Here is an 18071-nt window from a genome sequence, read left to right on the forward strand (position 1 = left end):
CGGGGCGTGCTCACCGTGCCGGCCCGGACCCGTTACGCCACTCGGCCATCTTCGGGAGCCGGCTCGTGCGGCCGCCGGAGCCCGTGCGGCCGCCGGAGCCCGTGCGGCCGGTCGTGCCCGCCCGGACGGTCGCGCGCCGGGGCGGGGCGGGGGTGGTGCGCCGCGGTGGTGGCGACCCGGAGCCGGGGTCGTCGCCGTCGGCCCACGGGTCGGGGTGGTGCCAGTCCTGGGCCCAGTCGTCGGCGCCGGCAGGGGCCGAGTGCGCGCCCCCGGGGTCGTCGTCGGCCGGCTCGTCGACCCCCTCCCAGTCCTCGGCCCGGCCGAGCCCGAGCCCGGCGCGCCGGCGCGACCAGGTCGGCGCCCGCAGGGGGTCGGGGCGCGTCGTCCACGACGACCCCACGTCGCGCACCAGCTCCGGGGGGAGCTCGGACAGGAAGCGGCTCGGGATGGCGTGGCTCGTCGACCCCCACAGGGTGCGGCTCCACGCGTGGGTCAGGTACAGCTGCCGGCGCGCCCGGGTGATGCCCACGTAGCAGAGGCGGCGCTCCTCCTCGAGTTGCATGGGGTCGTCGAGGGCGCGCAGATGGGGGAACACGCCGTCTTCGAGGCCCACCAGGAACACCGCCGGGAACTCGAGCCCCTTGGCCGTGTGCAGCGTCATGAGCGACACCCGGCGGTCGCCGGCGTCGAGCTCGTCGGCGTCGGACACGAGGGCCACCGACTCCAGGAACTCGTCGAGGCCGTCGTACTCGGTGGCGGCGCCGGCGAGCTCGGCGATGTTCTCCAGCCGGCCGTGGGCCTCGAGCGTGTCCTGCGCCTCGAGGGCGCCCCGGTAGCCGGTGCGCGCCGCCACGGTCTCGATCAGCGTCCCCGGCCCGGCGCCGCTGTCGAGCATCCGGCGCAGCTCGTCGAGCAGGGCGCCGAGCTCGGCGGCGCCCTTGACCGCCTTACCCGTGACGCCGGCCTCGGGGGCGTGCTCGAGGGCCTCGGCGAAGGACAGCCCGTGGTCGCGCGCCCAGCGCGCCAGGCGGTCGACCGAGGCGTCGCCCACCCCGCGGCGCGGGACGTTCACGATGCGCCGGGCCGACACCTCGTCCGAGGGGTTGGCCAGCAGCCGGAGGTAGGCGAGGATGTCCTTCACCTCGCGCCGGTCGTAGAAGCGCGTGCCGCCGACGACCTTGTAGGAGATGGCCGCCCGGACGAGCTCCTCCTCCAGGGCGCGGCTCTGCGCGTTCGTGCGGTAGAAGACGGCCACGTCGCCGTAGTCGAGCGCCTCGAACTCGTGGAGCCGGCCGATCTCGGTCGCCACCCAGGCGGCCTCGTCGTACTCGTCCTCGGCGCGGTAGCGGATGATCGGCTCCCCGGCGCCGCCCTCGGTCCACAGCTCCTTGGGCACGCGGGTGACGTTGTTGGCGATCACGGCGTTGGCGGCGTCGAGGATGGTCTTGGTCGACCGGTAGTTCTGCTCGAGCGGGATCACCGCGGCGTCGGGGAAGGCCTCCTCGAACTCCACGATGTTGCGGATGTCGGCGCCGCGCCAGCCGAAGATGGACTGGTCGCTGTCGCCCACCACGCACACGCTGTGGTGCTCGGCGGCGAGCAGGAGCACGATCTCGTTCTGGGCGCGGTTGGTGTCCTGGAACTCGTCGACCAGCACGTGCGTGAACCGCCTGCGGTAGCCGTCGAGGACGTCGGGCGCGACCCGGAAGAGCTTGACCGTGAGCAGCAGCAGGTCGTCGAAGTCCATGGCCGACGCGGCGCGCAGCCGCTGCTCGTACTCCTGGTACACCTCCGCGATGCGCCGCTCGAACACCGAGCGGGCCCCGTCGACAGTGGTGGCGGCGTCGGCCAGCTCGGCCTTGGCCGCCGAGATGGCGGCCTGCACGGACCGGGCCGGGAGTTTCTTGGCGTCGATGTTCAGGTCGCGCAGGATGTGCTCGACCAGGCGGCGCGAGTCGGCGTCGTCGTAGATCGTGAAGGACTTCCGGTAGCCGAGGCGGTCGGCATGCGCCCGCAGGATGCGCACGCAGGCGGCGTGGAACGTCGACACCCACATGCGCGCGCCCACGGGGCCGATCAGGCCGACAAGCCGCTCGCGCATCTCGTCGGCGGCCTTGTTGGTGAACGTGATGGCGAGGATCTCCCACGGCGTGGCGTCGCCCGTGGCGATGAGGTGGGCCACCCGGTGCGTGAGGACGCGGGTCTTCCCCGAGCCCGCCCCGGCCACCACCAGCAGCGGGGTGCCGCGGTGCGCCACGGCCCGGCGCTGGGGGTCGTTGAGGCCCTGGAGGAGCGCATCGGGGGTGGGCAGGGTGTCGGTCCAGCGCGGCCGGCGTGCCGGGTTGGCGGGCTCCTCCTCGCCGCCGGGGACGGGCGCACCGAGGCCCTCGAACTCGTCCACGCCGTCGAAGGAGCCGAGTCCGCCGAGGTGCGGCAGGGGGGTGCCGGCCACCTTCACTCCCATTCGATGGTGCCGGGGGGCTTCGACGTGATGTCGAGGGCCACCCGGTTGACGCCGGCCACCTCGTTGATGATGCGCGACGACAGGCGCTCGAGCAGCTCGTACGGCAGCCGCGCCCAGTCGGCGGTCATGGCGTCGTCGGAGGTGACGGCGCGGATCACGATCGGGTAGGCGTAGGTGCGCCCGTCGCCCATGACGCCGACCGTGCGCACCGCGGGGAGCACGGCGAAGCTCTGCCACAGCTGGCGGTACAGCCCGGCGCGGCGCACCTCCTCGATGACGATGGCGTCGGCGCCGCGCAGGATCTCGGCGCGCTCGGGCGTCACCTCGCCGATGATGCGCACGGCCAGGCCCGGCCCGGGGAACGGCTGGCGCCACACGATCTCCTCGGGCAGGCCCAGCTCCTCGCCGACGGCGCGTACCTCGTCCTTGAACAGCTGCCGCAGGGGCTCGACGAGGTCGAACGCCATGTCCTCGGGCAGGCCACCCACGTTGTGGTGCGACTTGATGGTGGCGGCGTCCTTCGTCCCCGACTCGATGATGTCGGGGTAGAGGGTCCCCTGCACGAGGAAACGGGCGTCCAACACGTCGGAGGCCACCTCCTCGAAGACCCGGATGAACGTCTCGCCGATGGCCTTGCGCTTGGCCTCGGGGTCGGTGACGCCCTTCAGGACGCCGAAGAAGCGGTCGGCCGCCTTGACGTGGACGAGGTCCATGTGGAATTGCCGGCGGAAGGTCTCCTCGACCTGCTCGGACTCGCCCGTCCGCATGAGCCCGGTGTCGACGAAGACGCACGTCAGCTGGTCGCCGATGGCCCGGTGCACGAGGGCGGCGGCCACCGCCGAGTCCACGCCGCCCGACAGCGCGCACAGCACGTGGGCGTCGCCGACCTGGGCGCGCACCGCCTGGAGCGACGACTCGATGATGTTGGTGTGCGTCCACAGCGGGCGGGCACCGCACACGTCGAACAGGAACCGCTCGAGCAGCTCCTGGCCCCGATCGGTGTGCACCACCTCGGGGTGGAACTGCACGCCGTAGATGCGCCGCTCGGGGTCGCCCAGAGCGGCCACGGGCGCCTCGGGCGTCGAGGCCACGGCGATGAAGCCCGCCGGGGCCTCGGTGATGGAGTCGGCATGGCTCATCCACACGTCGGCGGGGCCGGGCGGCCAGTCGGCGAACAGCGGGGACGTCCCGGTGCGGGTGAGCGGCGTGCGGCCGTACTCCCCGCGCCCGGTGTGCGAGACGACGCCACCGAGCTGCTGGGTGAGCAGCTGGGCGCCGTAGCAGATGCCGAGCACGGGCACGCCGGCCTCATAGATGGCGGGGTCGACCAGCGGCGCCCACTCGGCGTAGACGGACTTGGGCCCGCCCGACAGGATGATCCCCTTGGGCCGGCGCGCCAGCAGCTCGGCGGCGGGCGTGTCGAAGTGGACGATCTCCGAGTAGACGCGCGCCTCGCGGACCCGGCGGGCGATCAGCTGCGCGTACTGCGCGCCGAAGTCGACGACGAGGACGGTGTCGGGGACGTCGGTCACGGCGCGTGGGGAGGGCTCGGGTGCGGGACGGGGGCGGCGGGGAGGGGGCGGGCGCTCAGTGCCCCATCCCCACTCCTTGCGACCGCTGCAGCGCCTTGCCCTCGGTCTGCAGCGCGGGGGCCACCATGACCTCGGCCTTCTGGAACTCCTTGACCGTCTCGTAGCCGCAGGTGGCCATGGCGGTGCGCAGCGCGCCGAAGAGGTTCATGCGGCCGTCGTTCTCGTGGGCGGGTCCGAGGAGGATCTCCGACAGCGTCCCCCGCACGGTCGTCCGCACGCGCGTGCCCCGGGGCAGCGTGGGGTGGAACGTCGCCATGCCCCAGTGGAAACCCCGGCACGGCGCCTCCTGCGCCGACGACAGCGGCGAGCCGAGCATGACGGCGTCGGCGCCGCAGGCGATGGCCTTGGCGATGTCGCCGCCGCGGCTCATGCCGCCGTCGGCGATGACGTGGACGTAGACGCCGGTCTCGTCGAGGTGCCGCATCCGGGCCCCGGCCACGTCCGCGATGGCGGTGGCCTGGGGCACGCCCAGCCCGAGCACGCCCCGGGTGGTGCAGGCGTTGCCCGGGCCCACGCCGACCAGCACGCCCACGGCGCCGGTGCGCATGAGGTGCAGCGCGGCCTGGTACGAGGCGCACCCACCGACGATGACGGGCAGGTCGAAGGCGCGGATGAACTTCTTCAGGTTGAGCGGCTCGACCGTCTTGGAGACGTGCTCGGCGGAGACCACGGTCCCCTGGATGACGAGCATGTCGAGCTCCCCGGCCAGGATGGCCGGGGCGAGCCCCGTCGTGCGCTGGGGGGTCACCGAGGCGCACGACACCACGCCCGCCGACTTGATCTCGCGGATGCGCTCGGTGACGAGCTCGGGCTTGATCGGCTCGAGGTACATCTGCTGCATCCGGGCGGTGGCCTTGTCGTCGTCGAGCTCGGCGATCTCCTCGAAGATCGCCTCGGGGTCCTCGTAGCGGGTCCACAGGCCTTCGAGGTTGAGCACGGCCAAGCCCCCCAGGCGCCCGATCTCGATGGCGGTCCGGGGGCTCACCACGCCGTCCATGGCGGCTGCCATGAGCGGGAGGTCGAAGCGGAAGGCGTCGATGTCCCACGCGATGTCGACGTCCTCGGGGTCCCTCGTCCGGCGGCTGGGCACGATGGCGATGTCGTCGAAGCCGTACGCCAGGCGCCCTGACTTGTAGATGCCGATCTCGATCTCAGCCACCTGCCGCCTCCTGCACGTCGGTCGTCGCACCAGCGCCGTCGCCCGCGGCGTCCTCCCACGATACCGTCCGGCGCCGTGGCCCCCGTGCTCGGCGCCGCCCCCGCGTGGCGGGCGTCCCGGTGCCGCGCGCGGCACCATGAACGACCAGGTGGACGGGCTCGCGCTCGCTCACGGCCCGAGGACGAGCCGGAGCAGCTCCACGAGCACGCGGGCGGTGGCGCCCCACACGGTGTCGTGCGGGAGCTCGAAGAACCACACCGGGAACGAGCCGTCGGGGTCGAGCGCCGCCACGGGCCACGGGCGGCCGGGGACGACCCAGCGCTCCTCCCGGAAGACGCCGTCGGCGGCCAGCTCGGCCAGCGACACGTCGAAGACGTGCTCCACCTCGTGGGGGTTGGCGACGAGCCGGGGCGGCGAGGGCAGGACGCCGACCACCGGCGTGATCGTGGACCCGGAGGAGAACGTGGCGAGCGATGTGAGGCGCCCTACCAGCTCCACGCCCTCGGGGTCGAGGCCGACCTCCTCGGCGGCCTCGCGCAGCGCCCCGGCCTCGGGGGCCTCGCCCGGGTCGAGCCGGCCGCCGGGGAAGCTCACCTCACCGGTGTGGGTGCGCAGGTGCGCCGCCCGCCGGGTGAGCACGACCCGGGTCTCGCCGTCGTCCTCGAACAGCGGCACCAGCACCGCCGCCGGGGCGCCCGGGTCCGGGAAGCCGTCGAAGGCCACCCGCTCGGCCCCCACCAGGCCGCGGTGGTGCGCCTCGACGGCGGCCCGCACGCGCGCCAGGCCGAGCCCCCGGCGCCGGGTGGGGTCGAGCCCGGACCACGGGGCGGGAGCACCCGCGGTGGCCTGCACGGGGCGGGGGATCACCTGGCGCACCTGGCGCGGCCCGGGCGCCTCACCCGGGCCGGCGGGCCCCGTGGCGTCGGCGGGCCCGGCTGCGTCGGCGGGCCCGGCGGCGGGAGCGGGTCCGGAGGCGGGCCCGGTGGCATCGACCGGGTCGGCGGGTTCGGCGGGGCCGTCCATCGGCTGCACGCTACCGGCGCCACCCCGGACGACGAACGGCCGGGCCCACAGGGCCCGGCCGCGTCGATCGATACCGTGCCGCTGTCGGGCGGCGCCGGAATCGTTACATCATCCCCATGCCACCCATGCCACCCATGCCACCCATGGCACCGGCGGCGGCCGCGGCGGCGGCCGGGTCGGCCTTCTCGGGCTTGTCGGCCACGAGCGCCTCGGTGGTGAGCAGCAGGGCGGCCACGGACGCGGCGTTCTGCAACGCCGAGCGTGTGACCTTGGCCGGGTCGATGACCCCCGCCTTCAGGAGGTCCTCGAAGTTCCCGGTCGACGCGTTCAGGCCGACATAGCCCGTCTCGCTCTCGACCTGGCGCACGGTGACCGCGCCTTCGAGCCCGGCGTTGATGGCGATCCACCGCAGCGGCTCGCTGAGGGCGTGGGCCACGATGCGCGCACCGGTCGCCTCGTCGCCGTCGAGGCTCTTGGCGAGCTTGTCCACCGCGGCGCGGCTGCGGACCAGGGCGACACCGCCCCCGGCCACGATGCCCTCCTCGATGGCGGCACGCGTGGCGGACAGGGCGTCCTCGATCCGGTGCTTCTTCTCCTTGAGCTCGACCTCGGTGGCTGCGCCCACGCGCACCACGGCGACGCCCCCGGCCAGCTTGGCCAGGCGCTCCTGGAGCTTCTCGCGGTCCCAGTCCGAGTCGGTCTCCTCGATCTCGCGCTTGATCTGCGCGATCCGGCCCTTGACGTCGTCCTCGGCCCCGGCACCGTCGACGATGGTGGTGTCGTCCGTGGTGACGATGACCCGGCGGGCCTTACCCAGCAGGTCGATCGTGGTGTGCTCGAGCTTGAGGCCGATCTCCTCGGAGATGACCTGGCCGCCGCTCAGGATGGCGAGGTCCTGGAGCATGGCCTTGCGGCGCTCGCCGAACCCGGGCGCCTTGACCGCCACGGAGGTGAAGGTGCCGCGGATCTTGTTCACCACCAGGGTCGCCAGGGCCTCACCTTCGACGTCCTCGGCGATCACGAGGAGGGGCTTGCCCGTCTGCATGACCTTCTCGAGGACGGGCACGAGGTCGTGCACGGCGCTGATCTTCTGGTTGGCGATCAGGATCACCGGCTCGTCGAGGACGGCCTCCTGACGCTCGGGGTCGGTCACGAAGTACGGCGACAGGTAGCCCTTGTCGAACTGCATGCCCTCGGTGAACTCGAGCTCGAGGCCGAAGGTGTTCGACTCCTCCACCGTGACGGTGCCGTCCTTGCCCACCTTGTCGATGGCCTCGGCGAGGACCTCGCCGATCGACACGTCCGCCGCCGAGATCGCCGCCACCTGCGCGATCTCGGTGCGCGAGTCGATCTCCTTGGCCTGCTTCTGGATGGCGCCGACCGCAGCGACCACGCCCTTCTCGATGCCGCGCTTCAGCGCCATGGGGCTCGCCCCGGCGGCGACGTTGCGCAGCCCCTCGTGGATGAGGGCCTGGGCGAGCACGGTGGCGGTGGTGGTGCCGTCACCGGCGACGTCGTTGGTCTTGGTGGCAACCTCCTTCACCAGCTGGGCGCCCATGTTCTCGAACGGGTCCTCCAGCTCGACCTCGCGGGCGATGGTCACGCCGTCGTTGGTGATGGTGGGCGCGCCGAACTTCTTGTCGATGACCACGTTGCGGCCCTTCGGGCCGAGCGTGACCTTGACCGTGTCGGCGAGCTTGTTCACGCCGGCCTCGAGCCCGCGGCGCGCGGCCTCGTCGAACTTCAGGATCTTGGACATCGTCGGGGCCGACTACTTCTTGCTGATCTTGGCGAGGACGTCACGGCTCGACAGGATCAGCAGGTCCTCACCGTCGAAGGAGATCTCCGTGCCGCCGTACTTGGAGTAGACGACGGTGTCGCCCGCGGCGACGTCGACGGGCACGAGCTCGCCGGTGTTCTCGGCACGACGGCCGGGGCCCACGGCGAGCACTTCACCCTGCTGGGGCTTCTCCTTGGCGGTGTCGGGGATGACGAGCCCGGAGGCGGTTTTCTCTTCCGACTCGCCGGGGCGGACCACGATCCGGTCCTCGAGGGGGTGGAGCTTCATGGCAGGGGAGCCTCCTGTAGGCACTTAGCACTCGAACCTTGCGAGTGCTAACGATAGCGGGCGCAGGGACACCCGGCAACTGGCCCCCGGGCCGCCGGGAGCCGCCGCCGCGGTCAGGCCAGGAGGGGGAGTCGCAGATCGGGGTCGGCGCCGGCGTCGAGCGGCGTCGGGCCCAGGTGCTCGAGCTGCCACCAGCCCGCGGCGGCGATCATGGCAGCGTTGTCGGTGCACATCGCCCGGCTGGGCAGGTGGGCGGGGACGCCCAGTTCCTCGCACGCCGCCGACAGCCCCGCGCGCAGCGGGCCGTTGGCGGCCACCCCCCCGGCCAGGCACAGCCCCTTCGCCCTCACGGCGACGGCGGCGCGCACCGCCTTGGCCACCAGGACGTCCACCACCGCCTGCTGGAACGACGCCGCCACGTCCTCGTCGGCGGCGTCGGGCCGGGCGCGCACGGCCCGGACCACCGCCGTCTTGAGCCCGCTGAAGGAGAGGTCGAGGCCCTCGTCGAGCATGGACCGGGGGAAGGCGAAGGCGGCCGGGTCGCCCGCCGCCGCCGCCCGCTCGATGGCCGGCCCGCCGGGGTACCCGAGCCCGAGGAACCGGGCCACCTTGTCGAAGGCCTCGCCGGCGGCGTCGTCGAGGGTCTGGCCGAGCAGCCGGTAGCGCCCCGGGCCCTCCATGGACACCAGCAGGGTGTGACCGCCCGACACCAGGAGCACGGCGACGGGCCACTCGATGCGGGGATGGTCGAGCAGGGCGGCGAAGAGGTGCCCCTCCAGGTGGTTCACGCCGGCGAAGGGGAGCCCCCAGGCGAGCGCCAGCGCCTTGGCCTCGCTCACCCCGACGAGCAGCGAGCCGATCAGGCCCGGGCCCACGGTGGCGGCCACGGCGTCCAACCCGGCGCCGCCGGCCGCGCCGGCCCGGCCCAGCGCCTCGGCCACCACGGGCGTGAGCAGCTCGAGGTGGGCCCGGCCGGCGAGCTCGGGGACGACCCCGCCGAAGGCGGCGTGCAGGTCGACCTGGCTGGACACCACCGACGAGCGCACGTCCGCTCCCCCGGCGACGACGGCGGCCGCCGTCTCGTCGCACGACGTCTCGATGCCGAGCACGAGCGCGTCGGAGACGACGCCGCGGGGTGCGCGCCGGGGGGGAACCGGCGCGCCGGGCGCCCGCGGCGCGGGCACGGCCGCCCCGGCGCCGGTCACCGGCCCGTCCGCAACTGCGCCTCGATGCCCTGCAGCCGGGCGCGGTAGTCGGCCGTGTCGACGTCGCGCGCCCACATCACGATGGCGTCCTCGCCGGTCTCGGCGTAGTAGTTGCGCCGCACCCCGACCGGCGCGAAACCGAAGCGCTGGTACAGCGCCTGGGCCGGATCGTTGGACGCCCGCACCTCGAGGGTCAGGTGGTGCACACCATGGGCGGGCGCGGCGGTGGCCTGGTCGAGCAGGAGGACCGTCCCCACTCCCCGATGGTGCCAGGCGGGGTCCACGGTGAGCGTCGTGATGTGGCCGTCCTCCCCCACCACCATCAGGCCGCAGTACCCCACCACGAGTGGGCCGATGGTCGCCACCGTGTACCGCCGCGACGAGCGCTGGGCGATCTCGGACAGGAACAGCGTGGCCGACCACGGCCGCGGGTAGCACTCCTCCTCGATGCGGACCACGGAGCGCAGGTGCCGGCGCCGCAGCGGCGCCACGCGCACGGCGTCGGCCACCCGCTCGGGCGCGGCCCCCCCGGGGCCGTCGTCGTCGGCGCCGGTGGGGGCCCCACCGTCCCAGCTGTCCACGTCAGGCCCCCCGCTCCGCACGCCGGGCGCGCCGCTCCCAGTTGATGCGCGTGTCGGCGTCGCGCAGGTAGCGCGGCAGCACCTCGGCGGGGTCGCTGGTGGCACCGGCCGCCGCCCGGGCTACGCCGAGGACCGCCACGGCGTGGGGCCCGGGGTGGTCGAGCGACTCCCCCGCCACGGTCGCCCCCGGCACCGCGCCCAGCGTCGCCGCGTACCGGCGGGCGCCGTTGCCGGCGAGCACGAAGGGCTCGCCCAGGCCGGCGAGCTCCGCGGCGAGGGCGTCCGGGGTGCGACGCTCGTCCTCGCCGACGCGCGTGGCGGCGGCGCCGGACGCGCGAAAGCGCGCCGTGAACACCTCGGCCCGCCGGGCGTCGACCACGGGCACGACGAGCGCGCCGTCGGGGACCGCCGCAGCCGCGGCGTGGGCGAGGGCCTCGAGGCTGCCGATGCCGACGAGGGGGATGCCCAGCGCGAAGGACAGCGCCTTGGCCGTGCCCACCCCGACGCGCAGGCCGGTGAAGAGCCCGGGCCCGACGTCGACGGCGACGGCACCGACGTCGGCCAACGGCACGCCGGCGCGGCGGCACACGAATTCGACGGCGGGGGCGATGGACTCGGCGTGGCGCCGGCCGCGCGACACCGTCGCGCTGGCGAGGACGCCGGACTCGTCGGCCAGCGCCACGCCGGCGAGCTCGGTGGCCGACTCCACGGCGAGCACGATCACGGGGCCGCCCAGCGCGCCAGCGCGGTGGCGAGCTCGGGGCGGCGCCCCGCCCACGACCCCGGGACGCCGATCGTGACGGACCGCTCGTCCTCGTCGTCGGGCCCGGCGGAGAGGAGGACGGTGAGCGCGTCGTCACCCAGGACCGGCTCGGCCACGTCCCCCCACTCCACCACGGCGACCGCGCCGTCTTCCACGAGCTCCCCGATGGCGAGGTCGGCGATCTCGGCCAGCCGGTCGAGCCGGTACAGGTCGGCGTGGAGCAGGGTGCGCACCGGGCCACCGGGGCGGCACGGATGGGAGCGCACGAGCGTGAATGTCGGGCTCGTCACCTGCCCGTCCACCCCGAGGCCACGGGCGACGCCCTGGGTCAGCGTCGTCTTCCCCGTGCCCAGGTCCCCGGCCAGGAGCACCACGTCGCCGGGGTGCAGCGCACCGGCCAGTGCGGCGCCGAGGGCCTGCGTCTCGCCCGCCGACCCGGTCCGGAACCGCAACGGCACCGGCGCGGCCCCCGGCGGCGCGGGCTGGGCCCCCGGCGGCGCGGGCTGGGCCCCCGCCGGCGCGGGCTGGGCCCCGTCGGCCGCCGGCACGGCACGACCGGCCGTGGCGGTCACGGCCGGTCGCCGGAGAGGAGGCGCTTGGCCCGGACGAGGTCGGCGCGCATCTCGGCCACCACCTCGGCCCCGCCCCGGAGGGCGGCGGCCGGGTGGTACGTCGGGACCACGTGCCCGGTGCGGAACGGGTAGGCGCGCCCGCGCACACGGCGGATGCCCTCCGCCGTGTCGAGCAGGAGCCGGGTGGCGAAGTTGCCCAGCGTCACCACGACCGACGGCGAGACGAGCCCGAGCTGGGCGTCGAGGTACGGCCGGCACGAGGCGATCTCGTCGGGGAGCGGGTCGCGGTTGCCCGGCGGGCGGCACTTCACGACGTTGGCGATGTAGAACTGGCGCCGCTCCAGCCCCATCTCCTGGTACACGAGCTTGTCGAGCAGCTTGCCGGAGCGTCCCACGAACGGCTCGCCGGCGATGTCCTCGTCGCGGCCCGGGCCCTCGCCGATGAACATGAGCTCGGCGTCGGGGTCACCGACGCCGAAGACGACCTGTGTCCGGCCGGAGGCGAGCGCGCACCGGGTGCAGGCGAGAGCCTCGGTCCGGAGCTCCTCGAGGGTGCCCACCGCGGCATGGTACCCCTGGCGAACGCCCCTCCCGCCGGGGCCGCCGGGGCCGCCGGGGTCGCCGACAGGTACATGTCAGACGGCGTCAGACGGCGTCGGCGATCTTGGTGGCGAACTCGTCGAGCAGCCGGGAGAACTCCCGCCGCCGCTCGAGCATGGGCATGTGCCCGCAGCGGGGCAGCTCCACGAGCTCGGCGCGCGGCATGGCCCCGGCGGTGCGCAGGGCGTGGCGTGGCGGGGTGAGGCGGTCGTGGGTCCCCACCACCACCAGGGTGGGGAGGTCGACCGTCGACAGCCACCCCGACAGGTCGAACACCGCCAGCGACGGGAGCAGCCCCGCCAGGGTACTGGCCGGCGTGGCCATGTGGATGCTCTCCACGAACCGGACCTGGGCGGCCGGCGCGTCGGCACCGAACCCCAGGCGCGTGAGCCACCAGCGCAGGTCCTCCGACGCCACCGTGCGCACGCCCCACCGGTCGGCGAGCTGGAGCGCCCGCGCCGACGCCGGCCCGGCCAGGCGGGCCATGCCGTCGAACCCGGGCAGCCGCGTGAAGGGGCCGCCGGTGGTGGACACGAGCGCCAGCCCGCGCACCCGGTGGCGCCGTTCCTCGGCGGGCGTGTCGTGGGCCAGCTGCAGGGCGACCATGCCTCCCATGGAGTGGCCGACGACGAGGGCGCGCTCGACGTCGAGCGCCTGCAGCACGGCCCGGACGTCGGCGGCCAGCCGCCGCACCCCCGGCGATCCCTGCTCGGCGGCCGCCATGCGGGCGCCGGCGCGCACCGCGCCGTCGCCGTCACCGTCGGGGGCGGACGACGAGAACCCGGCCGTGCCGGGGACCGACCGGCCGTGGCCCCGCAGGTCCACGGCGATGACGCGATGGCGCGGGGCGAGGTCGCGCAGCTGGTGCGCCCACACGGCCCCGCTGAGCATGTACCCGTGCAACAGGACGATGGCCGGCCCCCGGCCGCGCTCCATGACGTGGACGCTGCCGCCGTCGTCGACCTCGACGAACCGATGGGCCACGTCGTCGGGAAGCGTCAGGCCCTCGGCGGCGATGTCGTCGCTGCCGGCGTGGGTCCGGGCGACCAGCCGGTGCTGGACCGCCCATCCCGCCGCCAGGGCCGCGCCCGTGCCCGCCGCCAGGCCGCGCACCAGGCGACGGCGGCCGGTGGACCGCCCGTCGCCGCTCACGACGCCTGCTCGGTGTCGACCACGACGCGCGGGACGCGCGGGCCGATGCCGCAGAAGACCTCGTGCGCGATGGTGTCGAGCACCCCGGCCCAGTCCGACGCCGTGAGCGAGGCATCTCCCTGGTGGCCGATCAGCACGACGTCGTCGCCCACCGAGACCTCCCCGTTCGGCCCGCAGTCCACCATGATCTGGTCCATCGTGACCATCCCCGCCAGGGGGCGGCGGCGCCCTCCGACGAGCACGGTACCCCCCCGGGTGAAGGTGCGCCGCGGCACGCCGTCGGCATAGCCGAGCGGGACGGTGGCCACGGTGGTGGGGGCCGGGAGCGGGGACAGGCGGCCGTACGAGGGGCGCTCGCCGGCGTCGAGCTCGCGCACCAGCGTGACCCGGGCGCGCAGTGACAGCACCGGGCGCAGTCCGGCCGCCCCGGTGCTCGCCATGACGTCGTCCCACACCGGGGCCGGCCCGGGGAACGGCGACACCCCGTAGAGGGCGATCCCGCACCGGACCATGTCCAAGCGGGCCTCGGGGTACGCCAGGGCGCCGGCGGAGTTGGCGGCGTGCAGGGCCGGCGGCGCGTGTCCGGCGGCGGCCAACTCGTCACGCGCCGCGCCCAGCGCCCGGACCTGGGCCTCGGTGAAGGCCCGGTCCCCGGGCTCGGCGCCGTCGGCGACCGGGAAGTGCGTCCACAGCGCGGCGAAGCGCAACGCCGGGTGGCCGGCCACGGCGTCCACGAGCCCGGCCAGGGCGCGCCGCTCGGCGCCCACGCGGTGCATGCCGGTGTCGAGCTTCACGTGGACGTCGGTGACCACGCCGGCACGCGCCGAGGCCTGCCCCGCGGCCCGCACGCCGTCCGCCGTGTACAGCGCGGGGGTGAGGCCCCGGGCCACCACCTCGGCCATGGCGGCGGGGGGCGGTTCCGACAGCACCAGCACCGGGGCGCCCACGCCGGCGTCGCGCAGGGCGGTGCCCTCCTCCACCGTCGCCACCGCCAGCCACGTGGCACCGCCATCGAGCGCGGCGCGCGCCACCGGCGCCGCACCGTGCCCGTAGGCGTCGGCCTTCACCACCGCGCACAGCGCCGCCGGTGCCACCGCGCCGCGCAGGACGGCGGCGTTGTGGCGGACCGCCGCGAGGTCGATCTCGGCCCACACCGGGCGCGAGGCCGCCGCCGCGGGGACCCCGCCCGCGTCACCCACGGGGCGCTCCGGTGCCCGTCACCCGCGGCGGACCGCCGACAGCCACGTCGCCACCAGATCGGCCAGATCGCCGGCGACGAGCCCCTCACGCGGGCCGAGCGCGGCGGCCCGCCCGTGCACGTGCGCCGCCAGGACGGCGGCCAGGGGGGGCTCGACGCCGCGCGCCACGAACGCCCCGATCGCCCCGGACAGCACGTCGCCGGTCCCGGCCGTGGCCAGGCGGGGGGACCCGGCCGTGGCCAGCAGGACGTCGCCCCCGGGGGCGGCCACGACGGTCACCGGGCCCTTCAGGAGCACCACCGCCCCACAGCGCGCCGCCAACCCGGCGGCGGCGGCGATGCGGTCGGCCCCCGGGGCCGCGCCGGCCAGCCGGGCGAACTCCCCGTCGTGCGGTGTCATGACCACGGGGCCCGTGCCGGCCCGTACCGCCGCGGCCAGGTCGTCCCCGGCGCCGAGGGCGAAGAGGCCGTCGGCGTCGACCACCACGGGCGTCGCCGCGCCGGCCACGACGGCGCGCACGTCGTCGGCGGTGGCGGGGGCCCGGCCGAGCCCCGGGCCGACCACGACGGCCCGGCACCGCTCGGCCATGGCCAGCGCCTCGGGTGCCCAACCCTGGGCGGGCAGCCGGGTGCCCACGGCCTCGCTGACCGACAACTCGGCGGGGTCGCCGCCGGGGACGCCGAGCCTGACCATCCCGGCACCGGCCCGGTAGGCGGCCCGGGCGCACAGGCCCGCGGCGCCGGTCATCCCCGGTGACCCGGCGACCACCGCCACCGCCGACTGCCACTTGTGGGCGCGGCGCGGCCGCGGTGCGAGCAGCCGGGGCACGTCGTCGTCCTCCACCACCCAGATGCGGGCCCGGCTCACGTCGAGGCCGATGTCGGCCACCTCGACCCGCCCCGCCAGCAGCAGACCGTCGCCCTGGAGCAGCCCGGTCTTGAGCGCGGCGAAGGTGACCGTCACGTCGGCGCGCAGCGGCTCGCCGCACGCCTCGCCGGTGTCGCCGTCCACACCCGAGGGGATGTCCACGGCCAGCACGGGCACGCCGGCCGGCACCGACGGGGCCCGGTAGGTGCCCCGGAAGCCGGTCCCGTAGGCGGCGTCGATCACGAGGTCCACGGTCCCCGCCGGCCCGATGCGCTCGGGCGCGTCGACAGCCTCCACGACCGTCACCCGGGCGCCGCGGCGGCGCAGGCGCGCCGCCGCCACGCGGCCGTCGGCGCCGTTGTTGCCCTTGCCGGCCACGACCACCACGCGCCGGCCGTAGGTCCCGCCCAGCATGTGCACGGCCCAGGTGGCGACGGCGGTGCCGGCCCGGTCCACCAGCGTGTCCTCCGACACGCGGTCGAGGGCGTCGGCGTCGACCGCCCGCATGTCGTCCACCCGCAGCACGGGCTTCACGAGCCGGGCCCCCCGCCGCCGACGGCCACCACGCTCGCCACCGCCAGCGCGTCGGTGTGGGTCAGCGACACGTGCCACCCGTCCACGCCCCGGCCGGCCGCCAGTGAGGCGGCCCGTCCCCACAGCTGCACCCGGGGCTCGCCCTCGGGGCCGCGCACCACCTCGACCTCGCGGAAGGCGGCGGCCCCGATGCCCACGCCGAGCGCCTTCAAGACGGCCTCCTTGGCGGCGAAGCGCGCCGCCAAGCGCGCCCCGGGGTCGCGCGCACGGCGGGCGTAGGCCTGCTCCGACTCGGTGAACAGGCGCGTGACGAGCGCGGGCCTGCGCTCGAGCACGCGCCGGAACCGGCCCACGTCGACGGCGTCGACACCGATCCCGCGGACGCCCTGCACCTCGGGGCCGCCGGCCGGGGCCGTCACTCCACCGTGACGGTCTTGGCCAGGTTGCGGGGCCGGTCGACGTCGTGGCCGCGCAACCGCGCGATGTCGTACGCGAACAGCTGGAGCGGCACGACGTCGAGGATGGGTGCGAACAGCGGGTGCGTCCTCGGCACCCACAGCACCTCGTCGGCCTGGGCGGCGGTGTCCTCGTCCCCCTCGTTGGCCACCAGGACCACGGTGGCGCCGCGGGCGCGCACCTCGGCCACGTTCCCCATCATCTTCTCCCACAGCTCCGTGCGCGTGGCCACCCCCACCACCACGGTGCCCGGCTCGATCAGCGCGATCGGGCCGTGCTTGAGCTCGCCTGCGGGGTAGCCCTCGGCTCGGACGTAGGAGATCTCCTTCAACTTGAGCGCGCCCTCGAGGGCGACGGGGTACCCGACGTGGCGGCCGAGGAAGAAGAAGTCGCGCGTCTCGGTGAACAGCTGCGCCACGGCCGCCACCTGGTCCACCCGCTCGGGCGACAGCACGCGCTCGATGAGGTCGGGCAGCCGGGCGAGGTCGGCGAACAAGGTGCGCACGTCCGCGGGGGCGAGGGTCTCGCGCAGCTGCGCCAGGTAGAGGGCCAGCAGCTCGAGCGCGGCCACCTGCGTGAGGTGCGTCTTGGTGGCCGCCACCCCGACCTCGGGCCCGGCGCGTGTGTACATCACCCCGTCGGCCTCGCGCGCCATCGACGAGTCGACGACGTTCGAGATCACCATGACCTTGGCCTCGCCCTGACGCGCCTCGCGCATGGCCTGGAGCGTGTCGATCGTCTCGCCCGACTGGCTCACCCCCACCACGAGCGTGCGCTCGTCGAGCACGGGGTCGCGGTACCGGAACTCCGAGGCGATGTCGATCTCGGTGGGGAGGCGGGTCCAGTGCTCGATGGCGTACTTGGCCACCATGCCGGCGTGGTAGCTCGACCCGCAGGCCACGACGAAGACCTTGTCGATCTGGCGCAGTTCGTCGTCGGTGATGCGCAGCTCGTCGAGCCCGAGGGTCCCCTCAGGCGTGAGCCGCCCGAGCAGCGTGTCGGCGACGGCCCGGGGCTGCTCGTGGATCTCCTTGCCCATGAAGTCGGGGTAGCCGCCCTTCTCGGCGGCCTCGAGGTCCCAGTCCACGTGGAGCTCCTTGGGCTCCACCTCCTTGCCGGCCAGCGTGGTCACGCGCATCGAGCCCGGGCGCAGCTCCACGATCTGGTCGTCGTCGAGCACCCAGAAGCGGCTGGTCCGACCGAGCAGCGCGGGAACGTCGGAGGCGAGCAGTCCCACGGCGGTGTCGCCGTCGCCCATGCCGATGATGAGCGGCGACACGCGCCGGCCGGCGACGATCGTGCCGGGCTCGCCCGCGCACACCGCCGCCAGGGCGAAGGCGCCGCGCACCTGGCGCAGTGTGGACCGGACGGCCTCGGCCAGCGAGGCGCCACCGGACCGCTCGTCCTCGATCAGGTGGGCGAGGACCTCGGTGTCGGTGTCCGACACCAGGGTGTGGCCGTCGCCGCGCAGCCGGGCCGCCAGCTCCCGCCAGTTCTCGATGATGCCGTTGTGGACCACCGCCACCGCGCCTGTGCAGTCGAGCAAGGGGTGGGCGTTGGCCTCCGTGGGGTGCCCGTGCGTGGCCCAGCGGGTGTGGCCGATGCCGGCCGACACGTTGCCCGGGCCGTCCTCCACCACCTTGCGCAGGTCCTCGAGCGAGCGCGTGCCCGTGGCCGCCCGGGCCCGCCACAGGTTGCCCTCCGACTGCAGGGCGACCCCGGCCGAGTCGTACCCCCGGTACTCGAGCCGGGCGAGGCCCTCCAGGAGGACCTCCAGGACGTCGCCACCGCCGGTGGCACCGATGATGCCGCACATGGGCCCAAGGCTAGGGCGCT

16 protein-coding genes are annotated in these 18071 nt (G+C 75.1%); all 16 read right to left on the bottom strand.

The window, feature by feature from the left end; genetic code table 11:
• Positions 1–10 precede the first annotated feature (10 nt).
• On the bottom strand, positions 11–2464 hold the full coding sequence (locus tag VMV22_10180) for a UvrD-helicase domain-containing protein (GenBank protein ID HUY22696.1): 2454 nt from the start codon (positions 2462–2464) through the stop codon (positions 11–13).
• Positions 2455–3996 carry a glutamine-hydrolyzing GMP synthase gene (gene guaA / locus VMV22_10185; GenBank protein ID HUY22697.1) on the bottom strand — a complete coding sequence of 514 codons (1542 nt, stop codon included), beginning with the start codon at positions 3994–3996 and terminating at the stop codon, positions 2455–2457. The genes VMV22_10180 and guaA overlap by 10 nt, the downstream gene beginning before the upstream one ends.
• Positions 3997–4051: 55 nt before the next feature.
• The gene (locus VMV22_10190; protein HUY22698.1) at positions 4052–5215 is read right to left on the bottom strand and encodes a GuaB3 family IMP dehydrogenase-related protein; all 1164 of its coding nucleotides are present in this window, start codon (positions 5213–5215) and stop codon (positions 4052–4054) included.
• 168 nt (positions 5216–5383) lie between these two features.
• Positions 5384–6238: a CoA pyrophosphatase gene (locus VMV22_10195; protein HUY22699.1), complete on the bottom strand. Its 855-nt coding sequence runs from the start codon at positions 6236–6238 to the stop codon at positions 5384–5386.
• Between the two features lie 103 nt (positions 6239–6341).
• Entirely contained in the window at positions 6342–7997 is a 1656-nt protein-coding gene (groL, locus tag VMV22_10200; GenBank protein ID HUY22700.1) for a chaperonin GroEL, read from the bottom strand.
• Between the two features lie 12 nt (positions 7998–8009).
• Complete coding sequence (gene groES, locus VMV22_10205; protein ID HUY22701.1) at positions 8010–8306, bottom strand: co-chaperone GroES; 297 nt, start codon at positions 8304–8306, stop codon at positions 8010–8012.
• Between the two features lie 113 nt (positions 8307–8419).
• Positions 8420–9511: a tRNA (adenosine(37)-N6)-threonylcarbamoyltransferase complex transferase subunit TsaD gene (gene tsaD / locus VMV22_10210; GenBank protein HUY22702.1), complete on the bottom strand. Its 1092-nt coding sequence runs from the start codon at positions 9509–9511 to the stop codon at positions 8420–8422.
• Positions 9508–10092: a ribosomal protein S18-alanine N-acetyltransferase gene (gene rimI, locus VMV22_10215; protein ID HUY22703.1), complete on the bottom strand. Its 585-nt coding sequence runs from the start codon at positions 10090–10092 to the stop codon at positions 9508–9510. Before rimI ends, tsaD begins: the two co-directional genes overlap by 4 nt.
• Position 10093: 1 nt before the next feature.
• The gene (gene tsaB / locus VMV22_10220) at positions 10094–10816 is read right to left on the bottom strand and encodes a tRNA (adenosine(37)-N6)-threonylcarbamoyltransferase complex dimerization subunit type 1 TsaB (protein HUY22704.1); all 723 of its coding nucleotides are present in this window, start codon (positions 10814–10816) and stop codon (positions 10094–10096) included.
• Positions 10813–11427: a tRNA (adenosine(37)-N6)-threonylcarbamoyltransferase complex ATPase subunit type 1 TsaE gene (gene tsaE, locus VMV22_10225; GenBank protein ID HUY22705.1), complete on the bottom strand. Its 615-nt coding sequence runs from the start codon at positions 11425–11427 to the stop codon at positions 10813–10815. The genes tsaB and tsaE overlap by 4 nt, the downstream gene beginning before the upstream one ends.
• Positions 11424–11987: a uracil-DNA glycosylase gene (locus VMV22_10230; GenBank protein HUY22706.1), complete on the bottom strand. Its 564-nt coding sequence runs from the start codon at positions 11985–11987 to the stop codon at positions 11424–11426. The genes tsaE and VMV22_10230 overlap by 4 nt, the downstream gene beginning before the upstream one ends.
• Positions 11988–12072: 85 nt before the next feature.
• Positions 12073–13179 (bottom strand): alpha/beta hydrolase, encoded by a 1107-nt coding sequence (locus VMV22_10235; GenBank protein ID HUY22707.1) that lies wholly within the window; start codon positions 13177–13179, stop codon positions 12073–12075.
• On the bottom strand, positions 13176–14378 hold the full coding sequence (gene alr / locus VMV22_10240; protein ID HUY22708.1) for an alanine racemase: 1203 nt from the start codon (positions 14376–14378) through the stop codon (positions 13176–13178). The genes VMV22_10235 and alr overlap by 4 nt, the downstream gene beginning before the upstream one ends.
• A gap of 18 nt (positions 14379–14396) precedes the next feature.
• Positions 14397–15779 (bottom strand): NAD(P)H-hydrate dehydratase, encoded by a 1383-nt coding sequence (locus VMV22_10245; protein ID HUY22709.1) that lies wholly within the window; start codon positions 15777–15779, stop codon positions 14397–14399.
• Positions 15776–16198, bottom strand: a complete 423-nt coding sequence (locus tag VMV22_10250) for a holo-ACP synthase (protein HUY22710.1) — start codon at positions 16196–16198, stop codon at positions 15776–15778. Before VMV22_10250 ends, VMV22_10245 begins: the two co-directional genes overlap by 4 nt.
• A complete protein-coding gene (gene glmS, locus VMV22_10255; protein ID HUY22711.1) occupies positions 16195–18051 on the bottom strand; it encodes a glutamine--fructose-6-phosphate transaminase (isomerizing) in 1857 nt (618 codons plus the stop codon). Before glmS ends, VMV22_10250 begins: the two co-directional genes overlap by 4 nt.
• Between the last annotated feature and the right edge of the window lie 20 nt (positions 18052–18071).

It is taken from the genome of Acidimicrobiales bacterium (assembly GCA_035531755.1).
In the GTDB taxonomy this organism is placed as follows: Bacteria; Actinomycetota; Acidimicrobiia; order Acidimicrobiales; family UBA8190; genus DATKSK01.